This window comes from Desulfofarcimen acetoxidans DSM 771 (assembly GCF_000024205.1).
Lineage (GTDB): Bacteria > Bacillota > Desulfotomaculia > Desulfotomaculales > Desulfofarciminaceae > Desulfofarcimen > Desulfofarcimen acetoxidans.
Genome location: NC_013216.1, coordinates 2595353 through 2614881 on the forward strand (window position 1 = coordinate 2595353; position 19529 = coordinate 2614881).

At 37.1% G+C, this 19529-nt stretch carries 27 protein-coding genes and 1 tRNA gene; 14 read left to right on the forward strand and 14 right to left on the reverse strand.

Annotation, left to right across the window (positions count from 1 at the left end):
- The first annotated feature begins 7 nt into the window (after positions 1-7).
- From mutM to DTOX_RS11860, 6 genes are all read left to right on the forward strand, one after another.
- The gene (mutM, locus tag DTOX_RS11835) at positions 8-835 is read left to right on the forward strand and encodes a bifunctional DNA-formamidopyrimidine glycosylase/DNA-(apurinic or apyrimidinic site) lyase (RefSeq protein ID WP_015757928.1); all 828 of its coding nucleotides are present in this window, start codon (positions 8-10) and stop codon (positions 833-835) included.
- 88 nt (positions 836-923) lie between these two features.
- Positions 924-1577 carry a sporulation membrane protein YtaF gene (ytaF, locus tag DTOX_RS11840; RefSeq protein ID WP_015757929.1) on the forward strand — a complete coding sequence of 218 codons (654 nt, stop codon included), beginning with the start codon at positions 924-926 and terminating at the stop codon, positions 1575-1577.
- Between the two features lie 106 nt (positions 1578-1683).
- A complete protein-coding gene (gene coaE / locus DTOX_RS11845) occupies positions 1684-2286 on the forward strand; it encodes a dephospho-CoA kinase (protein ID WP_015757930.1) in 603 nt (200 codons plus the stop codon).
- 57 nt (positions 2287-2343) lie between these two features.
- A complete protein-coding gene (locus DTOX_RS11850) occupies positions 2344-2934 on the forward strand; it encodes a lytic transglycosylase domain-containing protein (protein WP_422698377.1) in 591 nt (196 codons plus the stop codon).
- A 79-nt stretch (positions 2935-3013) separates the two neighbouring features.
- A tRNA-Leu gene (locus DTOX_RS11855) sits at positions 3014-3096 on the forward strand.
- Positions 3097-3216: 120 nt separating this feature from the next.
- Positions 3217-4224 (forward strand): tyrosine-type recombinase/integrase, encoded by a 1008-nt coding sequence (locus tag DTOX_RS11860; protein WP_015757932.1) that lies wholly within the window; start codon positions 3217-3219, stop codon positions 4222-4224.
- On the opposite strand, the gene DTOX_RS11865 is transcribed toward DTOX_RS11860, so the two are convergent.
- From DTOX_RS11865 to DTOX_RS11880, 5 genes are all read right to left on the reverse strand, one after another.
- Positions 4218-5189 carry a tyrosine-type recombinase/integrase gene (locus tag DTOX_RS11865; RefSeq protein ID WP_015757933.1) on the reverse strand — a complete coding sequence of 324 codons (972 nt, stop codon included), beginning with the start codon at positions 5187-5189 and terminating at the stop codon, positions 4218-4220. The genes DTOX_RS11860 and DTOX_RS11865 overlap by 7 nt on opposite strands.
- 39 nt (positions 5190-5228) lie before the next feature.
- A complete protein-coding gene (locus DTOX_RS11870) occupies positions 5229-6086 on the reverse strand; it encodes a ParB/RepB/Spo0J family partition protein (RefSeq protein WP_015757934.1) in 858 nt (285 codons plus the stop codon).
- A complete protein-coding gene (locus tag DTOX_RS21520) occupies positions 6083-6424 on the reverse strand; it encodes a ParA family protein (protein ID WP_052292940.1) in 342 nt (113 codons plus the stop codon). Before DTOX_RS21520 ends, DTOX_RS11870 begins: the two co-directional genes overlap by 4 nt.
- Positions 6425-6442: 18 nt before the next feature.
- Entirely contained in the window at positions 6443-6862 is a 420-nt protein-coding gene (locus DTOX_RS21525; protein WP_052292941.1) for a ParA family protein, read from the reverse strand.
- Positions 6863-7265: 403 nt separating this feature from the next.
- Positions 7266-8075: a hypothetical protein gene (locus DTOX_RS11880; RefSeq protein WP_015757935.1), complete on the reverse strand. Its 810-nt coding sequence runs from the start codon at positions 8073-8075 to the stop codon at positions 7266-7268.
- A 149-nt stretch (positions 8076-8224) separates the two neighbouring features.
- Between DTOX_RS11880 and DTOX_RS24330 the strand changes: the two genes are divergently transcribed.
- Positions 8225-8752 carry an IS630 family transposase gene (locus tag DTOX_RS24330; protein ID WP_042315661.1) on the forward strand — a complete coding sequence of 176 codons (528 nt, stop codon included), beginning with the start codon at positions 8225-8227 and terminating at the stop codon, positions 8750-8752.
- 19 nt (positions 8753-8771) lie between these two features.
- On the forward strand, positions 8772-9275 hold the full coding sequence (locus DTOX_RS24335) for an IS630 family transposase (protein WP_242652418.1): 504 nt from the start codon (positions 8772-8774) through the stop codon (positions 9273-9275).
- Positions 9276-9485: 210 nt separating this feature from the next.
- Here the strand turns inward: DTOX_RS24335 and DTOX_RS11895 are convergent, their stop codons facing one another.
- The 4 genes from DTOX_RS11895 to DTOX_RS11905 all read right to left on the reverse strand — a co-directional run bounded on the left by DTOX_RS11895 (position 9486) and on the right by DTOX_RS11905 (position 10986).
- Positions 9486-9683 (reverse strand): hypothetical protein, encoded by a 198-nt coding sequence (locus DTOX_RS11895; RefSeq protein WP_015757937.1) that lies wholly within the window; start codon positions 9681-9683, stop codon positions 9486-9488.
- On the reverse strand, positions 9674-9829 hold the full coding sequence (locus DTOX_RS23480; protein ID WP_162013537.1) for a hypothetical protein: 156 nt from the start codon (positions 9827-9829) through the stop codon (positions 9674-9676). Before DTOX_RS23480 ends, DTOX_RS11895 begins: the two co-directional genes overlap by 10 nt.
- Before the next feature lie 92 nt (positions 9830-9921).
- On the reverse strand, positions 9922-10155 hold the full coding sequence (locus tag DTOX_RS11900; protein WP_015757938.1) for a helix-turn-helix domain-containing protein: 234 nt from the start codon (positions 10153-10155) through the stop codon (positions 9922-9924).
- Positions 10156-10749: 594 nt separating this feature from the next.
- On the reverse strand, positions 10750-10986 hold the full coding sequence (locus DTOX_RS11905) for a helix-turn-helix transcriptional regulator (protein WP_015757939.1): 237 nt from the start codon (positions 10984-10986) through the stop codon (positions 10750-10752).
- Positions 10987-11066: 80 nt separating this feature from the next.
- On the opposite strand from DTOX_RS11905, the gene DTOX_RS22250 reads away from it, so the two are divergent.
- A complete protein-coding gene (locus DTOX_RS22250; protein WP_015757940.1) occupies positions 11067-11450 on the forward strand; it encodes a helix-turn-helix domain-containing protein in 384 nt (127 codons plus the stop codon).
- Positions 11451-11471: 21 nt separating this feature from the next.
- Here the strand turns inward: DTOX_RS22250 and DTOX_RS11915 are convergent, their stop codons facing one another.
- Positions 11472-11666: a helix-turn-helix domain-containing protein gene (locus DTOX_RS11915; protein WP_015757941.1), complete on the reverse strand. Its 195-nt coding sequence runs from the start codon at positions 11664-11666 to the stop codon at positions 11472-11474.
- Between the two features lie 97 nt (positions 11667-11763).
- Between DTOX_RS11915 and DTOX_RS22255 the strand changes: the two genes are divergently transcribed.
- Positions 11764-12141 carry a helix-turn-helix domain-containing protein gene (locus DTOX_RS22255; RefSeq protein ID WP_015757942.1) on the forward strand — a complete coding sequence of 126 codons (378 nt, stop codon included), beginning with the start codon at positions 11764-11766 and terminating at the stop codon, positions 12139-12141.
- A 154-nt stretch (positions 12142-12295) separates the two neighbouring features.
- Here DTOX_RS22255 and DTOX_RS11925 read toward each other — a convergent pair whose 3' ends face one another.
- Entirely contained in the window at positions 12296-12517 is a 222-nt protein-coding gene (locus DTOX_RS11925) for a helix-turn-helix domain-containing protein (RefSeq protein ID WP_015757943.1), read from the reverse strand.
- Between the two features lie 147 nt (positions 12518-12664).
- On the opposite strand from DTOX_RS11925, the gene DTOX_RS11930 reads away from it, so the two are divergent.
- The 4 genes from DTOX_RS11930 to DTOX_RS24835 all read left to right on the forward strand — a co-directional run bounded on the left by DTOX_RS11930 (position 12665) and on the right by DTOX_RS24835 (position 16383).
- Positions 12665-13063, forward strand: coding sequence for a helix-turn-helix domain-containing protein (locus tag DTOX_RS11930; protein ID WP_015757944.1), 399 nt, complete (start codon positions 12665-12667; stop codon positions 13061-13063).
- Between the two features lie 121 nt (positions 13064-13184).
- Positions 13185-15929, forward strand: a complete 2745-nt coding sequence (locus DTOX_RS21530) for an AAA domain-containing protein (RefSeq protein WP_015757945.1) — start codon at positions 13185-13187, stop codon at positions 15927-15929.
- A gap of 108 nt (positions 15930-16037) precedes the next feature.
- Positions 16038-16235: an ImmA/IrrE family metallo-endopeptidase gene (locus DTOX_RS25335; protein ID WP_422698406.1), complete on the forward strand. Its 198-nt coding sequence runs from the start codon at positions 16038-16040 to the stop codon at positions 16233-16235.
- Between the two features lie 19 nt (positions 16236-16254).
- On the forward strand, positions 16255-16383 hold the full coding sequence (locus DTOX_RS24835; RefSeq protein WP_015757947.1) for a hypothetical protein: 129 nt from the start codon (positions 16255-16257) through the stop codon (positions 16381-16383).
- A 638-nt stretch (positions 16384-17021) separates the two neighbouring features.
- Here the strand turns inward: DTOX_RS24835 and DTOX_RS11945 are convergent.
- The 3 genes from DTOX_RS11945 to DTOX_RS11955 form a co-directional block, all read right to left on the reverse strand.
- Positions 17022-17642, reverse strand: a complete 621-nt coding sequence (locus tag DTOX_RS11945; protein ID WP_015757948.1) for a recombinase family protein — start codon at positions 17640-17642, stop codon at positions 17022-17024.
- A 273-nt stretch (positions 17643-17915) separates the two neighbouring features.
- Positions 17916-18845: a hypothetical protein gene (locus DTOX_RS11950; RefSeq protein ID WP_015757949.1), complete on the reverse strand. Its 930-nt coding sequence runs from the start codon at positions 18843-18845 to the stop codon at positions 17916-17918.
- A 5-nt stretch (positions 18846-18850) separates the two neighbouring features.
- Positions 18851-19522 carry a response regulator gene (locus tag DTOX_RS11955; RefSeq protein ID WP_015757950.1) on the reverse strand — a complete coding sequence of 224 codons (672 nt, stop codon included), beginning with the start codon at positions 19520-19522 and terminating at the stop codon, positions 18851-18853.
- Between the last annotated feature and the right edge of the window lie 7 nt (positions 19523-19529).

The window sequence follows — 19529 nt, forward strand, 5'->3', positions numbered from 1 at the left end:
GAAAGGAATGCCGGAATTACCGGAAGTGGAAACAATCAAACGCACTCTTGAACCTAAATTAACCGGCCAATCCTTTACGGAAGCCTTAATTTACTTACCTACCATTATACGTATCCCCGGAATTGAAGAATTTAAAAAAGAAATAGTAGGACAAAAAATTAAGAGTATATCAAGGCGAGGTAAATATCTGACTATTAATCTTTCCAATAATTTAGCTTTGATATTTCACTTGCGCATGACCGGTAGGCTGATTTACTGCCATGCAGATGAACCAATAGTTAAACACACTCATTTGATTTTAAAATTGGACAGCGGCAATGAACTGCGTTTTATTGATGTACGCCAGTTTGGCCGTATTTGGCTGGTTTCCGTTCAAAAACTCAATACTGTAAGCGGGCTTAAAGATCTGGGGCCCGAGCCTTTTGATAAAAAATTCACTCGAGAATTCTTAAAAAAGGAACTGCGCAGGAGAAGAACCAGAATAAAACCTTTGCTTCTGGACCAAACATTTATAGCCGGGCTGGGTAACATTTATGCAGATGAGGCTCTACACCGGGCACGCATACACCCGGAAAAACTTGCTTGCAATCTTACTGCACGGGAAACCTCCAAACTTTTTATAACCATACGTGAGGTTTTGGAAGAAGGTATCAATAACAGGGGCACCACTTTTCGCGACTATGTGGATGGTAACGGCCAAGCCGGATCAAACCAGGAACTCCTGCAAATCTATAACAGGGAAGGCCAACCCTGTTTGAAATGCAAAACAACTATTGTCAGGATTAAAATAAGCGGAAGAAGCTCGTACTTTTGTCCTTCCTGTCAAAAAGAATAATTATATCAATGCGACATGCACATATTTACCCTCCTATCCATAAAATTTATTGAGGTCAAACCTCAACCGGATAGGAGGGATAGTTTTTTTGCAACTAATATCTTTATTGCTCTTTGCTTTAGCTTTAAACATGGATGCATTTGCAACAGGCATCGCTTATGGGATGAGAAGAATATTATTACCCTTATCATCTTTGCTGATCATTAGTTTTACATCCATGGCCACTATTACCATATCAATGCAATCAGGAAGGTTCCTGGCCGATATTTTTTCACCGGCTTTTGCTCACCGCTTAGGTGGAGCCATTCTACTTTGTATAGGAATATGGATTCTAATACAAGCTATTAGAGAATCCAGACAGATAACTGAAGAAACTCAGGAAGCAGCAGAAATGACAATTAAACAATTGATGCATATACGCATCCGTTCGCTGGGGCTGGTTATCCAGGTTTTACGTGAACCAACCAAGGCTGATATCGATAAATCAGGGGTTATTTCTCCCAAGGAAGCTATAATTTTGGGTCTAGCCTTATCAATGGACGCTTTTGGTGCCGGTTTTGCTGTGTCAATGTTTGGATTTCCCATTCTGATCACAGCTCTGGTTGTTGGCATAGGTCATATAATTCTAACAAAAGCCGGTCTGCTTATCGGCAAAAGTGCTACAAAGTGCCACTTCAGCCGTCATTTTATAGCCCTTCCAGGCTGCATATTAATTTTATTAGGATTATTTAAAATTGTTTAAGCTGCCTTGTGCAGTCTTTTTTATATAAGATTATTTTATTTGCACAAAGGAAAATATTAATTTTTAGCGAATATCTTAAAACATTGTCTCAAGAAGGAGTCTTAAAATGCTGACAATCGGACTTACCGGGAATATAGCAAGCGGTAAAAGCATTGTATCAAAATATTTAAAAGAACTGGGCGCTGAAATAATTGATGCTGATATTATAGCCAGAGAAGTTGTTAAGCCCGGTTCACCCGCACTCACTGAAATAAAACAAGAATTTGGTCAGCAGGTAACTCACCATAATGGTACTTTAAACAGAAAGTACCTTGGCAATATAGTTTTTGCCGATCCAAATGCTCTAAAGAAGCTAAATCAAATAACACATCCCCGTATTAGAGAGCTAATTAACATGGAGATACAAAAGCATTCTCTTAAGCTTAACTCTTCAAACAAAGGCATACTGATTATTGATGCTGCTCTGTTAATTGAGTTTGGTATACATAAAATGGTTGACATAGTCTGGGTTGTTCAGCTAGATCCCATCCTACAGCTTAAGAGATTAATGCGGCGGGACAACCTTCCTGAAGCAGAAGCCCACCAGCGCATCAATGTCCAGATGCCGCAGTCTGAAAAAGTAAAACATGCTACCAAGATTATTTCCAATAACGGTACTGTTGAGGAACTACACAAGAAAATAAGGGAGTTATGGGATGAATTGAAATAACATTTTTTAACTATGCAAAGAATATATTTACATTATATACTTTAAGATTATAACGGAGTGGTAAAATTGGCAGTTTCCCGCAGAAGAAAAACCAGATTTAAAATTAAAAAATTCCTCACACTTATTCTACTAGTACTAATTACAACACTGTTTTTAAATTTGGATCGGTTCGGAAAAGTATTGTACAGCTTTCCACACAGGGATATAATTTTTTATTATGCCCAAGCCAATCAGGTTGATCCTTACCTAATTGCGGCTGTAATTAAGACTGAAAGTAATTTTGATAACAAGGCCGTATCAGCAAAAGGAGCTCTGGGTCTTATGCAACTTATGCCCGATACTGCAGAATGGATTGCCAACCAGATGGGTAAAAACGATTTTAAGACCCAGGACTTATATAATGAAGAAACTAATATTGCTCTGGGCAGTTGGTATCTGGCAAACCTACACAAGGAATTTAAAGGTGATACTATTCTTGTCCTAGCCTCATATAACGGCGGCAGAGGCAATGTTAAGGAATGGCTGGAAAGCAATCATTGGAATGGGGAGCACAATACTTTAGACCAGATTCCTTTTCCAGAAACCAGGCAGTTTGTGCGCAAGGTCTTATGGAATTACAAGATGTATAACTATCTATATGATGACTAATATATAATTTAACGCTTGCATGATATTAATTTATCTGCTATAATAACAAATGCGTAAAGAGACAGGCTTCGCGCATTAAGTCGGAGTGGCGGAACAGGCAGACGCGTACGTTTGAGGGGCGTATCCGAGAGGGTGAGGGTTCAAGTCCCTCCTCCGACACCAAAAAAACACTTGTAAATCAAGACTTCCGGGGTTTTTACCGGGAAGTCTTTTTTATGTCCTTTTTGGACGTTTTTTCACCAAGATGTATGTGCCAATACATCTTTTGGCGTATGCGGGTAGGTGTCAGTTGCGTACATTATCTTAGGAGGGATACCTATCGCCAAAAGAAGAAAAAATACATTGGAACCAGTATTTGTTAGTGCTATTGAGGAAAAAGTACCCGAATTCACTGATGCTGAAAAACTTTTTTATGCGAGCGAGAAGTCAAAAAACCGACTCAAACGAACTATCCAGTGGCATCAAGAAAACATCCAGGCATTTAAAAGGGCCATGTTTGAACAAGGTATTGAACTAAATCTTAATAATATAACCTACAGAACCATTCGCAACAATCTAGTTCTTTACGCTATTGAAAAATGGGGTAATCAGCCGCAAACAGTTAATATGCGTATTAGAACCTTAAAACAGTTTTTTGACTTTCTAGTAAGTGAAGGCTATCTGGCCGAAAACCCGGCTGCCCGTGTGGAAAAATTAAAAACGGCTAACACTTTAATTGTTGCATTAAATAAAGATCAGGTACGACGTCTTTTGGCCGTACCTGATAAGGATACCTTGACAGGTTTTAGGGATTATACGATTATGCTTTTGTTACTTGATACAGGTCTTAGACTTTCTGAAATCAGTGGTCTACGTATTTCCGACTTGCACTTTACCGAAAATTTTATAAAAGTTATGGGTAAAGGAGCAAAAGAAAGAACTGTGCCGCTGCAGGGTAAACTCAAGAAAACGCTTAGAGAATACCTACAACACAGGGGCAAGGAACCTGACCATGACTTTGTTTTTATCACTATTGATAATAATCCTATTAAAAACAGGACTATACAAGATAGACTGGACATTATAAGTAAAAAGGCCGGGGTAACGGAAATTCGTACTTCCCCTCACACTTGGCGACATACCTTTGCCCGTATGTATATTTTAAACGGTGGTGATGCTTTTTCTCTGAAAACCATTTTAGGACATAATAGCTGGGAGATGGTACACCGCTATGTTAAAATTTTCGGGACCGAGGTAAATACACAACATCTAAAAGCCAGTCCTTTAAAGAACCTCGACGATAATTATTGATTGATTTTCTTTCTTAATATGCTGTCTACCGGTGATTTACCTTGGTATTTTTTAGCTAGGTCATCACTGAAAAGCCTTAGATAAATAATTACTGTGCTCATACTATTGTGACCTAAAAGGTCACGCAAAACATAAGGGTCGCCCCCGTTCATTAAAAATTTTTTGGCAAATGTATGCCTAAAAGTATGTGGACTGGGGCGAACGCCTTTTAATCCGGCTGCACTAGCGTGCAGTGATATTCTGTCCTGCACTGAACGCTGTTTTAATGGATTACCGTCTTGATTTAGTATTAGGTTAGTTTCAGCATCCAGGTCACCGGTAACCTTAAGATATTTCATAATCGTGCGGCGTGTTTCAGAACCGAACAATACAGTTCTTGATTTATTTCCTTTGCCCTTGCGAACTAAAATTCTGCATGTTTTTAAATTAACATCGGAATACTTGATATTACATAACTCTTCTAACCTTACGCCGGTGTCAAGCAGTATTTGCATGATCATGTAGTCGCGCAGTCCTGCAAAGGTTGTCCTGTCCGGTTGTGCCAAAAGTGCATTTATCTGTTCGTCACTAAAAGGAAATATTTCCGGTTTGGGACCTCTGATTGTTTTGAGGCCAAGAGCCGGGTTATCGGGAATGTATTCTTTTTCATTTAATATACGGAAGAATACTCTCAAAGTTTTTACCCGGCCATTTATTGTGTTTTTCTTTTTGTCGGCATTCTTCATGCTCTTTACATATTCATCCAAGGTCTTAGCAGAAATCAAAGAAATATTTACTGCCTGTGTGGTCAAAAACTTTTTAAATGCGGTCAGGTTTTCCAGGTGGTAGTTTAAAGTACGCTGGCTCCACTCGTCAACCATATAGGCATCTTTAAAAAGTTCGACTGCATAGTCAAAATCAATTTTATATCCGGTTTCATCTGGAACTTCAATTGACCTTTTTCTAAAACCGCTTATAATTCGCATCTTTTCACCTCGCTCAATATAAAAAAACCGGATACTCAATTATTCCGGTTTTTTTAACTCATTTAATGTATTCTGTATTCTTTTTTGTAGTTCACCTAATTCTTTTCTGCAAGCAATTTGCTGCTGTGCAGTCATATTAGGCCAATCTTTCTTTAGCTTATTCATCTGCTTGTCCGATTTACTAACAAGATTGTGGACGGAAGTTTTGACCGGTACATCTGATAAATACTGTTGCGCCCATTCTATAGCCTGTTGGCCGCTTAAACCCATTGTTTCAATATCATCTATTAGTTTTTCCTGTAATTCTATCAGCCCTCTTAACATTATTAATGCTCGGGCATGCATTTCATTTAGGTCTGACTGACAAAACTTTTCTAGTATATGTTCCGGCAGCTTTAAAATACCCAAGTACTGGCATACTCTTTGTCTGGTCAATCCTAGCATTTTTCCCGCTGCTTCTAAAGTCATCTTCTTGCCGGTTAACGCAAGTTGACATTCTATCATTTCCTTGATCGCCATTGCTTTTTCGAACGCAACCAAGTCTTCCCGCTGAATATTTTCGATCAATGCCTCGGCCATCACTTCGATATCTTTTACTCCTTCTGTAATCACGGCAGGTATCGTTTTAAGACCAATTAGATTACAGGCTCTCCACCTACGCTCTCCGGCTATAATCTCATACATTCCTGATCCATTTGGCCGTACCCGAATTGGTTGCAACACGCCCCGCTCCCTAATTGACTCAGCCAGTTCTCCTATTTTCTTATCGTTAAATGTTTTCCGTGGCTGGTTAGTACGGGGATTAACTTTACCTAATGGAAGTTCTTTAACCTGTGAACCGGTACTGGACGTTAGAAACAGTGACACAACTTTATCTGCCCTATTTGTACCACTCATAAGACTGCTGCCTTATCCACATCTACTCCCATAAGTTCCCGTGCCAGCATTTCATATTCCTTAGCACCCTTGCAATACTTATCATACAAATTAACTGCCTGTCCTACCCGGGTAGCCTCTATTAACTTAGAATTGACCCTGATCATGCTATTAAAAATGTTACCGTTATATTGCTCTCGAATCTGCTGAAGAATTATTTTGTCTTCATTTCTCCGGAAATCGATCATCGTCGGCAACACTGTCCATTTATTTAGTTCAGGATTAATTCTAATTTGAATTGTCTGAATGATATTGAGCAACTGCTTTAAGCCAGCCACTGCAAATGTTTGGGCCTGCACCGGTATAATAACTTCTGTTCAGGCTGACAAGGCATTTAACATTAATACGCCCAGTGTTGGAGCAGTATCTATAATTATATAGTCATAACCTTCGACTCTGGACAAGGCTGTTCTTAACTGCTGTTCCCGACCGATTTCTCCCATCAGTTCTGCTTCAGCTGCAGCCAACTCAATTCCAGAGGGAATAACGTAAAGGTTTTTAATTTCAGATTTACGGGCGATTTTAACTGTAGCTAAACCTTTCAATAAATCATATACTGTAGGTTCATTTTCATGCACGTCTATACCCAAACCTGTGGTTAGGTTAGCCTGGGGATCTAGATCAATTAACAAAGTTTTTTGCCCCAAGCTCGCCAAACAAGCTCCAACGTTTATTGATGTGGTGGTTTTTCCGGTTCCACCTTTTTGGTTGGAAACTGATATGATTTTGGTTTCCATTTAATCAATCCCTCCCGTGAATATTTTTTAGTTTTATTGCCCTACATTTGGGGCATTTATTTTGTAAACGTGAGTTTACATTTTGAAATATGTATTTTCCCCCCAACCTACCCCCAACCTACCCGCTCGACTCACCTAAGCTTTACTCTCCGGCCCACTCATTTAATACGCAGGTCTCTTAACCAACATCCACGCGCTCGCCGGTATCAACTTCATTAACTAAAATTCTCCCTACATTCTTATTATATAAATTAACCTGGGAAAACCTATCCCTGCGCTGATAGGATATAGGAAATCCTTATATTTGCACCCAGGATTCCTTTTGCAATAATGTAAATACACCTAACAATTTCGGAAGCCGCTGTTTCTATCGCAAACGGTGTTTTCTGTTGAACCGCCCATCTCAATTCATTGCATTTATTGTCATACCTCGCCTGCCGGATGCCGTTGCAGAAGCCTTTGCTATCGGTTCCAAGTATGAGTCATTTTTACCTGACATTACTGCAACCTGTTTGCGCGGATATCTCCGGGGCAGATCTGCAGGCACGCCACTAACCATCAATAACTCACCTGTACTATGGTCATAGTGCATCCGGTTCCAGTCGGCCAGTCCCTCACTGCTTATGGTAGCAGGTTTTTTAGATGTACTTTTTCTCTTGTTCATGAAATACATGTCCTGCATTGCCTCACGGTTTGCAGCCGCCATTTCCCTTTCTTGCTGCCTGCGTTCCTTCTCCATCTGTATTTCAACTTCGCGCTCTACCAGATTTTCTTTTAGTTGAGCACTTTCTTCTTTAGTTAGACCGGTTATTACTTCATTATTAGCGCATCTGGTTTGTATTTTTTTCATAACGTCGGTGATACTGTCAGGTTTTTTATTTACCCTCCTGGCAATTTCTCGATAGGTTATCCGGTGATCATTTATTAACTGCCTAGCTACTTCACAAGCTAGTTTATCATCTTCAAATTTCTTGGCCCTCTCCCTCATCTTCAGGCTTATCCTTAATTTTTCGTTTTCTTCATCAGATAAGCCGATAATGATATGACCATCATTAATTTTTGACTGGATCTTCTTCATAACAAAAGATATATCTTGTACTTTTACTCCGAGTAAATTTGCAATTTCACGTTGTTCTATCGTGAAATCTTCGATAAGTATATGTGCTACAGCCAATAGTGTCTTGTCCCTATTTCCTGTTGTTCCCTTTTTCATTTAAACACCCCCGATCACGATCTTTTTCATGGACATACGAATACCATATGGACTGCCGATCTTCTATATAGAAGTGATTAATAAAGTAATGGTAATTTTTACTCCTATCCTGTAAAATAGAATCAAGTGTGGGGAGGGGTATTATTACCATGAGGAAATTGCATTTAAACAATCCACAAAATTTAACCATTGAGGATTTGAATAAGATAAAAAGAGAAACACCATATAAACTAAGATGCAGAGTTCAAGCTGTTATTCTTGTCATGAAAGGGAGACAAGCAAAGCAGATTGCCGAATATCTTGATATAAGTGAACAAACCATAAGAAAATACGTTGCTTACTTTAATGAAGGTGGAGTTAAAAAACTGCTTCATGTATCAAAAAAGCCGGGAAGACCGCCAAGGCTAACCAATGAACAAAAAGAAGAGGTCAAAGAGGTACTGAAACAATCACCATCAGAGGTTGGTTTTAGTACCCATACTACTTGGAATTGTAAAACCCTCGCTGCTTACATTTATGATACATACGGCGTTAAATATACATCAGATGGTGTTTGGCGCATGCTTCTTAAGATGGATTTTCGTTATAATCGTCCCACTTATGTATTAGCCAAAGCTGATCCGGAAAAACAAAAAGCTTTTCAAGATGAGCTGGAAGAGTTAAAAAAATCTCACTGAATGTGAAATACTCCTATATGTGGATGCATCTCACATTAGGGATTATCAAGGTTTACAACGAGCATGGTTCCCAAAAGGTGAGCAAAAAAAGATTAAGACCTATGGACACCATGCAAAAGTTACATTATACGGTGCTTTAAACTACTATACGGGTAAAGTTTTTTGTGTAAATTATGACAAAATCAATGCAGAAAAATTCAAAGATTTTCTTAAAAAATTGGTATCACATTTTTTAAAAGATGACATTTCTAAAATTTACATTGTTCTTGATAATGCAAGAGTTCATCATGCAAAATTACTTAAAGACTTTTTAGACGAGCATAAGGATCATCTGTTTTTGAAATTTCTTCCACCCTACTCACCCAATCTGAATTGCATAGAAGAGTTATGGAAATGGTTAAAAAATACAGCTATTTATAATCGCTTTCATAAAAATGCTTCAGAAATTCAAAAATCTGTTGACTCGTTTTTAGAGGAAATCAAATGCTGTTCGGAAGATGTGAAAAAGAGACTTTGCGTTTAATTTATAACGATATTTATTATTTCGGTTCTATATAGCAAAAGATGCACCCCACTTCAATATTATTTAGTTTCCTGCGACCGACTATTCCATCGGTTTCGCCCGGTTACAATCCGGGACTCATCAGGCAGGTTATCTTTTACCCATCCAATCTCCTCCCACCCCCTACTCTCCTAAAACTCGTCAGGCACGACTTATCCCTATTTTCCAGCATTAATTTTCGCCTCCCACCGGTTCAGCCATAAACACATCATGCCGGGCATACCATCTGTCACCGTTCACATTTTTAAACCACATAAATTCGCCTTTTATCCGGTATTCTGTAGCTATATCCGGCATTCCAATTGATTCTGCAATCTCGCGCTCTAGGTTGTTTAACACCTTAATTGCTTCGTTTAAATCTAACTCCAACCCTTGCCGGTTAGTTGGTCTAAGATACTAGCTATCAGTTGATCTTTAACCCAACAATCAAAGCATGAACGAGTAAGTTGGAATGCGGCCTTGGCAGCCGGTAAAACCTCTAAAGTTAAATTAACGTGTTTCATTGCCTCTTGCAAAAGAAGCACCCCACTTCAATTTATTTAGTTTCCTGCGACCGACTATTCCGTCGGTTTCGCCCGGTTACAATCCGGGACTCATCAGGCAGGTGTTATATTTTTGTCAGTCGGTAGCGGCTCCCTGTCTCTTTGTCTTTAAATTCAATAGGACCAAGTATATTAACGCATTTAACTGCCACTTGAAGCGGTGTTGTTAGTTTGCCTTTCTCCAAACGTAATACATAGTACTTAGAAAAGCCAATGAGTTCACCAAATTTTTCTTGTGTTAGGTCTGCAGCTTTTCTTTTGGCAGCCAGATCTATGGGTACTATTAAACCCTTTGTCATTGCTCTCACCTCAACCATTTAGTTGACGGATTTAGTCAATTTAATATAGAATATTCTTGTTATTGATAAATGATTTTATATGGTATTTATACGGCGCATGTAGTCTGTATTCTCCTTTAAAAGGTTAGGAACGCTTACGCCAAGTGTATTTGCTGCTTTTTCTGCTTCTATATTAGATAGGTACTTGATAAATTTTTTTACTGGCTTTGACGACACGCCACAATGTAGCTTAAATTCTACCCTGGGGCCTACCGTCAAGTGATTTTAACGGCACACATTAAGGCAGCCTTCCTGCCCTAAATCTTACCGTTAATATCTTTGCCTTATACTTCTATGTTTGGTTCTCCATAACATGGTATACTAAAGTAAGCGGCCCAAAAAATGCAAAAAAGTGCCTAATAAACGGCTAGGCACCATTTTTCTTGTAAATTATATCGATTAGTTAATTGTGTTATGAATATATAGGGATCATTATGTTGGTTGTCAGTATGTAAAAAACAGCCTGACCCATATTAAATTATTATTTAAAAAACTCATAGATTACCGAAAAAGACTATTAGTTTAGTTGATTGGATTGATTCTAATTAAGCTTTACTACCTTTCGTTAATGGCCTTCGGTATCGGTTGGGGTAGTTCTTCGGACTCGGCCAGGAGTTCACTGGCGGGAATACCGAAGAAGTTTTCGAGGCGCCTTTGTAATTTCCATGAAGGGTTGCACTGGCAGTTGATAATATAACTAACCATTTGTCTTGATACGTCAACTGCTTTACCCACTTCGGTATATGTTAAATTTCGTTGTTGTATTTCGGACAATAAGACTAGGCGTTTCATTTTACACCTCTTTCCGTAAGTAGTAATTACTATATTTTATAGTATACCGTAAGTAATGCTTACGGTCAATAGGAGAAGTTATGTCTTTAAAAAATATTTTTGCTAAAAGACTATCCTTGCTTATTAAAGAAAATAAAGCATCTAAACAAGCAGTGGCTAATGCCATTAATATAAGCCGTCCGGCTATAAGTCAATTTGCCAGCGGAGAAAATCTTCCATCCGCTGAAAAACTTGTCGCCCTCGCCGACTTCTTCGGTGTGTCTATTGACTACCTGGTTGGTCGGTCAGATGATCCCCGAATACCCAATGCCCTTAGTAACACTATTTGTGATTTCTTTGCTGACGATTCGGCACCAGAAATGCCACCGGAAGTTCGCCAAATAGTTAATAAGGTTATTAAGCTACCGCATGAGAAGATAAAAATCCTTAATGATGTTTTAGATACATGGGTAGAATCTGATTAACGTCCCATAAAGGGACTGAAACTATTCAGTTACCTTCAGCAATTCACTTGCTGGAAGTTTGAAAAATTGTTCCAGACGCTTTTCTACTTTTCGAGAAGGAAGCTTTTGTCCAGACTCAACGTAATAGTACATGCGTCTTTTGATACCTATGGCTTCTGTTACCTGTTCAACAGAAAAACCGCTTTCAATTCGCTTTTGTTTTAGAACTGTACTCATAAATTCACTCCTGTGCAATTAAAATGCACCTCTAACATTATATTAGTGCAATATTATTGCACTGTCAAGTATTTATATTAAATTTAGGAGAAATAATATGGCCACCTTTGGCGAAAGATTATACCAATTAAGAAAATCTAAAAACTTAAAGGCTGAAGAATTGGCTGAATTCGTTGGACTAAAGAGAAGAATTATTTTTCTTTATGAAAAAAATGAATCCAAGCCAAGTTATGACACCTTAATATTATTTGCTGACTTTTTTAATGTTTCACTTGATTATCTAGTTGGTCGGTCGGATAATCCCCAGCGTATACTTAGTGCCCTTAGCATCACCCTAGATGAATTCTTTTCTGATGATTCGGCTCCAGAAATGCTACCGGAAGTTCGCCAAATAGTTAATAAGGTTATTAAGCTACCGCATGAGAAAATAAAAATCCTCAATGATGTTCTGGATACCTGGGTAGATTCTGATTAACAATACGCCGCAATGCAGCCACCCTACTCTGCTACCCTAGGGCCTACCGTCAATTTGCTTTCTTTCCCAGCTTTAACGGTACGCCTTAAGGCAGTCGTTGCACTAAATCCTATCGTCATTTTTTGCACCTCTTCAAATTTTTCCGTTGTTGTTATTATGCATTACGCTTACTGCTATAAAATATTTCACCAATGTCGATTTCCAATATTTTTGCTATTTTCTCAACTCTTTCGGCAGAAAGTTTACGTCTTCCACGCTCAATATCACTATATCCACCAGGAGACATACCTAGTTTTTTTGCGACATAGCATGAAGTAATTCCTTTTGCCTTTCTTATTTTACGAATCCTATTACCATATACAACACTTCGGTTCATTTATAAAGTTTTTCCCCTTTCAATAAAATTCGCTTAAACAAATTATATATAAGCGAAATGCTTATGTCAAGCAAATATAAGCATTTCGCTTAATTAAATTTCGCTATTTGTAAACTTATGATATATTTATATTTAGGTGGGGATTACGTGAAGATTAGTATATTTGCTCAAAGATTAAAAAAAGAGCGTGAAAGCAAAGGATGGACACAGGAATATTTAGCAGATTTGTTAAAAATAAAAATTGGTACTTTGTCTGGTTATGAACGCAGTTATAGACAACCTGATCTTGATATGGTTATTAAAATTGCCGAACATTTAGACTGCTCTGTTGACTATCTCCTTGGCCGAACCAATCAGCGCTCGCATTTTTATGAAGACCGGGAACCCACAAAAGCAGAGCTTGAAGAAATCCTTAAAAACAGCAATGTTATGTTCGACGGAGCGCCCCTGGATGATATTGATAAAGAGGATTTGATTGATTTTGTGAGAATTGCTATGCGTACTTTAAAGGTTAAAAGACAACAAGAAAACAAGCAGGACAAATAACTACCACAGCTGAAGCGTGGTAGTTATTTTTTTTCGACAAAATATAACAATATTTAATTAACAAAATAATTATTATAACCTATTTTTTCCTACAAATTAATAAATACTGAGGTGGTTATCTATGATATTTAATATTTTGAAATACTGGAGAAATAGCCTTGCAGATAGTTCTCGACTTCACAAAAAGATCGACACTTCTGCATTGGAGATAAGTCATGATGTTTTGAACTCTGGAGTTATTGATCATGACACTACAGTAAAAATAGTAAAGCTTTTTAAAGAGGCTAACAAAACTTCAAAGGATTTAGACAATACTGATAATACAGCTATTCCAGTTTTAATTTGTCCTTATCGTTTGGCTTTAAATTATTGTGGTTGTCATTACGAAAAACGTGATGGTAATCTTGATAAGGAAATTACTCCGTTATGGATTCCGGCTAAACTTTCTCAACACGGAAAATTACAGCCAATTGAAGGAAGTCTGCCATGGATCGCACGAGGCTTACTGGACCCAACTACCAAGCAAGGTAAAACTATAGGCTCTATTGAAGATATTGAGCATTATTTGTCTTGCACAAGAACAGACGACTTATGGCAAGATTGGCATAAATTTTCTAATTATTGTTTTAATATGCTCAAGTCACTGCCATATGGAGATTTATCATTTCCGGAATATACTATACTTACCAATGCCTTTATTATGCCGGATACTGATATCCGTGGAGCAGAACTTAATAATATAAAACTACTTGATTACTTAATAGAAAATAATAAAACTACTCCTACACTGACAAGATATGCTTCTTTATCGGATATGTCGATTGGACCTATATTAAATGATCAACAGGAATTCAAGATAGCTTCTAAACATATGGGACAAATGAGCAGTGAGTTTCCTTTGGCCCCCTCACAACGAGAAGCACTACATCATTTTTTAACTCTTAAAAACGGTGAGATTCTAGCTGTCAACGGACCTCCAGGCACCGGAAAAACTACACTTTTACATAGCATAATTGCAAATATGTGGGTAGAAGCAGCAGTTTTTCAAACCAGTCCACCTGTTATTGTTGCTGTATCGGCTAATAACCAGGCGGTAACTAATATAATTGATAGTTTTGGTAAAGTTATTAAACCCAAAGATATTTTATCTGAAAGATGGCTTCCCGAAATTAATAGTTATGGTCTGTACTGCCCGTCTTCAAGTGCAGCTACACGTAAAAATACAACTAAATTTCAAATTGCACTATCAAATGATAACAATTTTCCTGCCACATCTGGTTTGCCAGGTAAGTTAGAGGATTCTAAATACTTTACGTTAGCAGAGACATATTTTTTGGATAAATGTACTAAGTATTTTGGTATCTCAATTAATTCCATTGTTGAAGCACAATCTATAATTCACAAAAACCTCTTACAATGTTTAGAACCCCTCTCTAAACTTATAAATGAACATAATGGTAAGATAAAAACAAAGCAGAATAATCTACCTTTCTGGTTGCGGCTACTTTACTCTTTGCCACCGTCAGTTTGTAAATTTATTGAGCAGTTATTAAGACTTTTTAATATCTCGGATAAGCTTGCAAAAACATCTGACATACCAGAACAGAGTGATGTCGTTTTTAATAAGAATAATTTCTTTTCAAAGCTTGACCTTGAAATTAGACATAAAGCATTTTTGCTTGCCACCCATTACTGGGAAGCAAGATGGCTACAAGAAATACAGGAAATGAATTTTTTAAGCAACCAGAAGAAAAAACTACCTTTAAGGGATCGTGTTGAAAGAAAATGGCGTCGTTACTCAATGCTGACACCTTGTATTGTTTCTACCCTTTATATGTTGCCAAGCATTCTAACATGTTGGAAAAGAATTGACGATGGTTTTGAAATGGAACCGCTTTTAGAATTTGCGGATTTATTAATCGTCGATGAATCTGGTCAAGTAACAGTGGAACTTGCTGCAGCTTCCTTTGCATTAACCAAAAAGGCGCTGCTTGTTGGTGATATCTTACAAATTGAACCAGTCTGGAATATAAACAAAGCCATTGACGAGGGTAATTTATTAAAGCATAAGATTATTTCAAACCGTAGCCAATTTGCTGAAATAGCTTCAAAAGGTATTACCGCCTCCGAGGGTTGTGCAATGCTTATTGCTCAAAGAGCAAGTAAGTATCAAAAATTAGATTCATCGGGAAATAAATACCCTGAACGCGGCATGTTTCTTTCGGAACATCGTCGTTGTCTTGACAGTATAATTGATTATTGTAATAAATTAGCTTACAACGGAAGACTAAAGCCAATGCGCGGCAACGAAATACTTAACGGTGGATTTCCACCTATAGGGTATCTTCATATATCAGGCCAATCAACAAAAGTTGGTACAAGCCGTAAGAATGATATGGAAGCTGAATTTATTTTAGATTGGGTTTTAACAAATAAAGAATACCTTGAATATGTTTATAAAAACGATATGGCTAATAAACCAATAAAAGATATCATCGCAATTGTTACACCTTTTGGGGCGCAAAAGGACTTATTTCATAGATTACTTTTATTAGATAAATATTCATCTTTACAAGATATTACCATTGGTACTGTTCACGCACTACAAGGTGCTGAAAGGGATGTAGTTATTTTTTCACCGGTATACTCTCATCAGGACGGAAATCCGGACGGTTTTTTCTTCAATCAGGGCGTTCAAATGCTCAATGTAGCCGTTTCACGGGCCAAAAACAGTTTTCTTGTTTTTGGCAATATGGATATTTTTAATCCCAAATCTAACAAGCCCTCCGGTTTATTAGCTAAATTTTTGTTTACTAATGAATCAAACAATCTGTTAATCTGGGAGCAAATTTCCAAGGTAAGTTAGATAATTATTCTTGAGTTCGGAGATAATAAATTGCAACATATACACCGAGTAATAAAGGAACTAATTATTAAATACCCAAACAAAAGTCCATTCGAAATTGCAGAATTGTTGGGCTGCACGGTTATAAGGTACCCCTTTCATAATCTTAATGGTTTGATTATCACAATATTTGGGGTTACCTTTATCGGTGTAAATCTCAATCTTCCGCTGGATATTCAAGACATTGTTGTCCTTCACGAAATCGGACATTTTTTGTTACATACAAATATCAGTTACTTTGCCGTAATGGAGCACCGGGTACAATGAACATGAAAACGAGGCCACCTTGTTTGCTATAGAGTTTATAGCCAGGTCTGACCAACCGGATGCTGGTAAGCATGCTTACAACTATGCCAAAAGAAAAGGTATACCCACTGATTTGATTGAATTGTGGTCTAAATGCGTGGGAAAGTAATTCTTCGATAACATTAATATTTTTTAGAAAATATATTTATAGATTTTTGCTATAATATGGAAATAATTGTTTAGGGGTAGGGACAAAATGAGGAGGTTGATTAAGATGCCAGCATTAGCTGAAAAATTAATAGTAAGTGTTAGAAGAAAATAATGTTTTAGACTCTGATTTTTATAAACCCTTAGAATTTAAGATTTCTTAGGACTACCAGTATTAAAGGTTACTGAGTTTAACGGCTTCAGTCTAAAACATTATTTTCCCTGAACATCCTCCCCGAATGGAGGGCAAAAGATTCAATTATTTAATTCGCTTATTCAGTTCTGCAAGTTCGCTGTATACCAGAGTGTCAGTCATATTAACAACCATCTCCGTAATTGGTTTTACAGAAATAAGACCGGGACTGCCTACTCCCAGGCCATCCTTTCAACTGCCGTCTGTAAGTCCTCTTGTGAGGGGGCAGTATACCACTTTGTTATATCTAAACTCATATGTCTGGCCATGACTGCCACCTTGTCAATGGGAGTACTCTGGTCAATCGTGTTCTTACAGAACGTGATGCATAGTATGAGGCGTGACCCCAGGCAAATTTGCCCGATGCGTATATTTATGGCACCTCTGATTGTACTGCCTGCCCGCCTCTACGGTTCGGCTATAAAACTCCTTCTGTGTTCTTCTTTAGCCATCTTATAAAAGCTCGTTTTTTTCATTCCCGTCCGTCGCATTGCTTCCACAGCAGTAATTTTTCCTTCCATCCAATCTTGGTATATCTCTTTGAAGTTTTGGGGGACTGAACATTTTGACCTGCCCATTTGCTTTCCTTTTGCCCGTGCCACAGCCTGTCCTTCCATCTGCCGCTGATACCGCTTTTTAATCTCCTGTTCTGCAACATAAGAAAGTAAAGCCAGAAACATGTCCTCCATGAGCTTGCCAATGTCACCCATCTCCCGGTATTTCCGACTGATAAATAGAGCTTCATTCTCCAGCACCACAATGTCAGCTTCTAATTCCCTAGTAATATGTTTCCATTCCTTAATGATTCCGTCATAGTTTCTACCTAACCTATCCAGGGCATCAAAGTAAATGATATCGCCTTCTCGGATAATTTTTTTCATAGTCTGGTATTCAAGCCGGTCAAAATTCTTGCCGGTGGCCTTGTCAACGAAAATAAACCTTTCCTCTATCCCAAGTTCCTGCATCTTTAAAATTTGCCTGGTAGCATCTTGCTCATGGGTACTCACACGGCAATATCCAATTTTCATAAACTCCCCCCGTTCGAAAAGTATCTTGAAAAACACGAACGTACAAAAATAAAAATTATGGCCTTTACGGACATTTCTAGATTTCGTCAGAGAGTGTCCATAAAGGGAACCCTTTGCGGACAAAATAAATTAACCCCGAACTAAAAACAAAAAATGTCCGTAAAAGTGGACTTTACGGACAAAGAGCTTCTATTGATTTCTTGATTGATGTAAAATTAACAATCGAAATATCACTAGGATCATACGAACGGATATTACTTCAATAATAAAATCTTAGGATATTTTAGTCATTTGATTAGTTAACTGTCTATAGTATTCCGGATTCATATTCTCAACAATTCTCAAATGTTTATACATATTAGTATTATCTTTAAGGGCACAATATAACTGCGACATTACGTAATGTATATAAAAATGGGCAGGATATTCATCACGAATAGTATCTTCTAACCTATTGAGACGTTCAATTATTTTTTTAGTATCCCATTCGTTTATACATACTAAAGGCATAAACCCTCTTTCCCCATATAACTCTATCATACTTGAAACAGCATTTATGGTAGCTAACAAATGAGTGCTCATTCTCATATAAAAAGTCTCGTTATTAGCAGTTCGATGGCTAATACTAAACTGTGTTGCGAGTTTCTGTGGCTCTAATGAAATTGCATGTACATAAATTTCTAAAAGCCTTTTTTGTAAAAGTCTAACAAATTCTAAAGCAGTAAGACCATTTTTTATAAATTCATCTAGCGCTCTTGTTACAGCTTGTGTATATATTTCTTTTAATAATTTATTTAGTTCATTTACAAATTCCGGAGACTTTTGCTGTTTTACGGCTAAAGGTATATCTTTGTTGAATCCTATATAGGTAATCACTTTGTTTTTATCAACCATCTGCTGTCCCAATTTTGCCGTAGAACAGGAGAAAGCAAAAACGAAAGAATTAGAAAATAAATGTGAGTTTTCTAAAGTAATTTTTTCTTCGTCGCCATGAATTCCTTCGCCATAAATGCAATTTTCAGTTCCATGAGCAGTTATTAATATAATATCTGATGACTGATTTCTTGAACACAATTCATCATAGAGATTTTTTAATTTTGAAAATACTTGATATCTTACGCCAAACTCATATCTAAGAATTTTAGAAAGAGTTTCAAGGAATCTAATACCAATAGAAGAAGGAAAAAAATGATATATATTCATTATGATTACCCCTTTAGGATTCTTGAAATTAGAACGGATTCCATAAGATTTTCTCTAAATGCTCTTCCAGCAGGTTCATCCTTTTTAATAGCATTTATTAATTCTAATATAGAATAATCTTTACCGTCTATATATAAAATATCTTCTTTAGTCAATGACAAATATTTTAGAAAATATCTTTCCAAGGCAAGTTGAACTATATCAATACTCTCTATTGCTTCAATAATTGCCTCTACGCGAAGTTGATTAAAAGGTGTTCCTCCATATGACTTAATATTTTTTGTTTCTAATTCCTTAGTTAATAATTTGAAAATACCAAGATTAAAAAGTTTTACTAAATCATTTCTATCGGGAAACATTTCCTGTAAACTACTAGCAGTATAAAATATAATCTTACAATGCTTGTTTACTGAGTCTCTAATTTCTCTAACCAACTCATCACCGTATTTTCCACTACCCCCCAATGATAAATCGTAGTCAATTAGCACAACATCAAAAACATATTTCTCCATACTTAATAGTTCGATAGCCTTATCATAATTATCAGTTGACATAAAACTTATGTCATATTTTAAACTCTTATCTTTTTTTATTCCATCAAAAATTATTTTATAATTCTTAATATCTTCACTAATTTCACGACAATCATCGACAATTAGTATATTTCTTTCAAACAAACCATTC